The sequence below is a fragment of the Frankia sp. AiPs1 genome, from assembly GCF_023716945.1.
Classification (GTDB): Bacteria; Actinomycetota; Actinomycetes; order Frankiales; family Frankiaceae; genus Frankia.
The window spans coordinates 1-3400 of record NZ_JAMQQF010000627.1 but is presented as its reverse complement, the minus strand read 5'-3'; the positions used below and the strand labels follow the sequence as shown (position 1 = coordinate 3400).

Sequence of the window (3400 nt, the reverse complement as noted above, 5' to 3'; positions counted from 1 at the left end):
GCTCTGGGCCGCCCCGGCGGCGAGGAAGGCGCAGGTCGGCCCCGAACCGCTCACGATGGCCCCGACGGCGCCGAGCTCGCGGCCGGTGTCCAGGACCCGGCGCAGCGCTGGCCGCAGCCGCAGCGCCGCCGGCTGTAGGTCATTGACGAGGGCCGCCCCGAGCTGGGCGGGATCGCCGGTGCGCAGCGCCGCCAACACGTCGTCGGCGGGGGTGGGCCCGGTGCGCAGCCGGCCCTCGGACAGCTTGTCGAACTCGGCGTAGACGGCCGGGGTGGACAGGCCGCCGTCGGCAAGCGCGAACACCCAGTGGTACTCGCCGGTGGCCAGGACGTCGGTGAGCTGCTCGCCTCGGCCGGTGCCCAGCGCGGTCCCGCCGGTCAGCGGGAACGGGACGTCGCTGCCGAGCCGGGCGGCGAGGCCGGCGAGGGCGACCCGGTCGAGGCCGGCCTGCCACAGCGCGTCGAAGGCGACCAGCGCCGCCGCCGCGTCCGCGCTGCCGCCGGCCATGCCCGCGGCGACCGGGATGCCCTTGGCGAGGGTCAGGTGCACCCGCTCCGAGGTGATACCAGCGGCCTCGGCGACCAGGTGCGCCGCGCGGACGGCGATGTTGTCGCGGCCGGTGGGGACGATGGACACGTCGGGGGTGGTCGTGGCCGGGCCCTGCGCGGTCGGGTCGGCGCCCTCGCCGGAGACCTCGACGGTGACCACAACCCCGTCCTGGTCGCCGGGGTACACACCGTCGAGCGCAGTGGGGTCGGGCGCGGTGGGGTCGAGCGCGGTGGCGGTCAGGTCGTCGAACAACGAGACGGCCTGGAGCACGGTGATCACATCGTGGTAGCCGTCCGGCCGCAGCGGGCCGACGCCGAGATGCAGGTTGACCTTCGCCGGGGCCCGGACGGTCACGGTGGCGGTGCCGGCTCCCGCGCCTTGGCGCGGGCCCGGGTGGGATCGAGGCAGCGGATGCTCCTTCGCTCGGACTCACTCAGGCTTGTTCGTGCGGGCGCCTCTACTCGGACGGGCGGCCTCTACTCGGACGGGCGGTCGTGTACTCGGACGGGCGGTCGTGCTCGTGCGGGCGGCCCCGCCCGTCTGGGCGGGGCGACCGGCCGGATCCAACCTATCCGCGGGTCCGGAGCGTATGACCGCCCACCCGCGGGGTACATGGGAGAACGGGATGCCTGGCTGGTGAAATCGGGCGGCTCGCGGCGTGGGTGACCCCGTCGGGGAGGGCCCGCAGGTGCTCAAAGCGCCGCCCCGCCCGATCGGACCTGGCCCTTCACACCTTTCCCAGCTCCCATGACGTCCGGCCTGTGCGGGAGTCGTCGCCGTGGTCGAGCTGACCCGCGATGACCCGGTCGGACCCGGCCTCAGCGGGCGGCGGCCTGTCGGCGAGTGCACCGCGACGGCGGCCCGCCTGGGCGCCGCAACAGCAAAGGGGAGCAGCATGACCACGACCACCAGTACCGGAACCACGACCACTGGCGGCGGGACCTCGACCAGTGCCGGCCAGGCCGATTCGTCGGCAACCGGCGTCGGGGGTGCCAGCCGGACCACCGTGCCGGACCGGAAGCACTCCACGGAGCTCACCAGCGAACGGGGCCGCACATCGATCGCGGATGCCGTGGTCCGCAAGATCGCCGGGGTGGCGGCCCGCGAGGTCTCGGGCGTGCACAAGCTGGGCACCGGCGGCGCTCGGGCGGTCGGCTCGGTGAAGGCCCGCATCCCCGGCGCGTCGGCGAGCGTCGCGCAGGGCGTCGCGGTCGAGGTCGGCCAACGGCAGGCCGCCATCGATCTGGACGTGGTCTGCGACTACGGCGTCTCCATCGTCGATCTGTCGCAGTCGATCCGGCGCAACGTCGTCAGCTCCGTGGAGGGGATGACCGGGCTGGAGGTTACCGAGGTCAACGTCGCCATTGACGACGTCTATATCGGCGACGACGGCCAGGAAGACACCCGGCGGGTCGAGTGAGCCTGGTCGGGATGGGGGGTGCGACCACCTGGTTCCGCTGGGACCCCGATCGGGTGGCGGCGGCGGTGGCCGCGTGTCCGGAGGTGGCCCGGCTCGTCGCCGCCCCCACGCCCGCGCCCCTGCACATCCCCGCGTGCCCCCGGGGGGCGGTCGCGGCCGAGTACCTCGGGGCGGACGCGGCCGAGGACCTCGGGGCGGACGACGCGGCGCGGGGACGGTTCGAGGTGGCCGAGGTGGCCGAGGTGGCGACGTACCTGCCGGGTCGGCGGGTCGCGGGGGTGCGGGTGCGGGCGGACCGAATCCTCGTTCAGGTCGACTGCCGCTATGGCAAACCGTTGGCCGACCTCGCCGGCCGTATCCGGGCCGCGGTGCTCCACGCCGCGCCCGACTGCCCTCGGGTGGATGTGATCATCCGCGATCTGGACCTTCCGGACGGCCCGGCCTCGAACGACCAACGAGTCTCGGTCGGTCCGCCGCAGACCGGGAATGGTGGCGGTCCGCCGCAGACCGGGAATGGTGGGGCGCCGTCGGTCTGGCCGCCGTGACCCAGCACGAGGTGGGTGAGGCGCCCCGCCCGGATTCCCGAACGGAGGCTGACGCGGCCCGGCGCCGGGCGGAAATCCGCGCGTTCGTCCGGACGCATCACCCGGACCGTGGCGGAGACCCGCAGGTCTTCGCCGAGGGCCTGCGGGCGCTGCGGGCAGGACCGTCGAGCCCGGGCCGGTCGCCCACGGGCCCGTCGGCCGACGCCGGCTCGCGTCCCACGGCCTACCGTCGGCGCACTGCTGCCGAGGATCTGGCCGGCTGGGTGGCGGCCCGCGGCCGGGGATGGTGCGGCGCCGGCACGCGTTGGGGCCATCGGTTCGGCGTCCGCTGGGTACATCGGCGTCAGCACGCGGGAGCACAGCGTGGCCGCCGCGTCAGGTGACGCGACACCGCCCGGATGACGCGTGTCGGTTCCTTCACCTCATGTGACGATCACACCCGCGGCCCCCTCCCGGCCCGTCCGAGGGGCCCGCCGGACGTACCACCCGACCGGACGGGTCGAGAATCGGAAGGGGCGTCACCATGCGAGCAGCAGCACTCGGTCTGATCACCGGCCTGATCGCCGGGCTCGCGCTCGCCTTCGGCGGGTTCAGCGAGTTTCTGATCGTCCTGGTCTTCGGGGCGATCGGGCTCGTCGTCGGCAAGGTCGTCGACGGCGATCTCGACCTCACCCGATACGTCGGCGGGGACCGGCGCCGGAGCCGGCGGTGACGACGCCGTCCCGGTCCGACGCCTGCGCCGAACCGGGCGATCCCCGGCGCGCCGGCGCGGGGGCGGGTTCGCTGCGCGTCGCCGACCGGGTCGTGGAAAAGATCGCCGCAGTCGCCGCAGCGGAGGTGCCCGGGGTCACCGGGCCGCCGCGGCGGCTCTCGCGCCATGGCGGTG

Annotated in this window: 4 protein-coding genes; 3 read left to right on the top strand and 1 reads right to left on the bottom strand. The window is 74.9% G+C overall.

Translation table 11 applies throughout. From position 1 onward, the window contains the following. Positions 1-903 (bottom strand): 4-(cytidine 5'-diphospho)-2-C-methyl-D-erythritol kinase (locus tag ND748_RS28500; RefSeq protein WP_251749279.1); only part of this gene is annotated, 903 nt, incomplete at its 3' end. Positions 904-1444: 541 nt separating this feature from the next. Between ND748_RS28500 and ND748_RS28495 the strand changes: the two genes are divergently transcribed. The 3 genes from ND748_RS28495 to ND748_RS28485 all read left to right on the top strand — a co-directional run bounded on the left by ND748_RS28495 (position 1445) and on the right by ND748_RS28485 (position 3226). Continuing rightward, on the top strand, positions 1445-1969 hold the full coding sequence (locus tag ND748_RS28495; RefSeq protein WP_251749278.1) for an Asp23/Gls24 family envelope stress response protein: 525 nt from the start codon (positions 1445-1447) through the stop codon (positions 1967-1969). 11 nt (positions 1970-1980) lie between these two features. Beyond that, on the top strand, positions 1981-2514 hold the full coding sequence (locus ND748_RS28490; protein ID WP_251749277.1) for a hypothetical protein: 534 nt from the start codon (positions 1981-1983) through the stop codon (positions 2512-2514). 523 nt (positions 2515-3037) lie between these two features. Beyond that, complete coding sequence (locus ND748_RS28485; protein WP_251749276.1) at positions 3038-3226, top strand: DUF2273 domain-containing protein; 189 nt, start codon at positions 3038-3040, stop codon at positions 3224-3226. The last annotated feature ends 174 nt before the right edge of the window (positions 3227-3400 follow it).

Coding starts and splice junctions, on each gene's coding strand:
- ND748_RS28495 (WP_251749278.1), top strand. CDS start 1,445: ATGACCACGACCACCAGTACCGGAACCACGACCACTGGCGGCGGGACC.
- ND748_RS28490 (WP_251749277.1), top strand. CDS start 1,981: ATGGGGGGTGCGACCACCTGGTTCCGCTGGGACCCCGATCGGGTGGCG.
- ND748_RS28485 (WP_251749276.1), top strand. CDS start 3,038: ATGCGAGCAGCAGCACTCGGTCTGATCACCGGCCTGATCGCCGGGCTC.